Raw genomic sequence first — 275 nt, 5'->3', positions numbered from 1 at the left:
ACCTTAATTTGTTAATAGAAAAATTGCCTGAAGATTATTTGAAATCAATCTTTTCTCAGTTAAAAATATTAGGTATTTCGGAAATAAAAGAATTAGGCAATCCTCTTGAACTAGAAAAGAAATTCAAATTTACAAAATCAATAAATAAATCAATTAAAAATTCACTTTGTCATAATAAAAGCTCTATCTATTTAAAAGGAGGAAGGCAAAACAATTTAAAGTATGTTGAGGTTACAATTCCAAAAAATCAAATAACTGTTATTACAGGTGTAAGT

1 protein-coding gene is annotated in these 275 nt (G+C 24.4%); it reads left to right on the top strand.

What is annotated here, in order from left to right; genetic code table 11:
* Window positions 1–38: 38 nt before the first annotated feature.
* On the top strand, window positions 39–275 hold a 237-nt coding region (locus KK062_RS31305; RefSeq protein WP_254088122.1), incomplete at its 3' end, for an excinuclease ABC subunit UvrA.

Origin of the sequence: Dawidia cretensis, assembly GCF_018598175.1 — a bacterium.
Lineage (GTDB): Bacteria > Bacteroidota > Bacteroidia > Cytophagales > Cyclobacteriaceae > Ohtaekwangia > Ohtaekwangia cretensis.
Note: the sequence above shows the minus strand (reverse complement) of the source record. Positions and strands in the feature narration are given on the sequence as shown.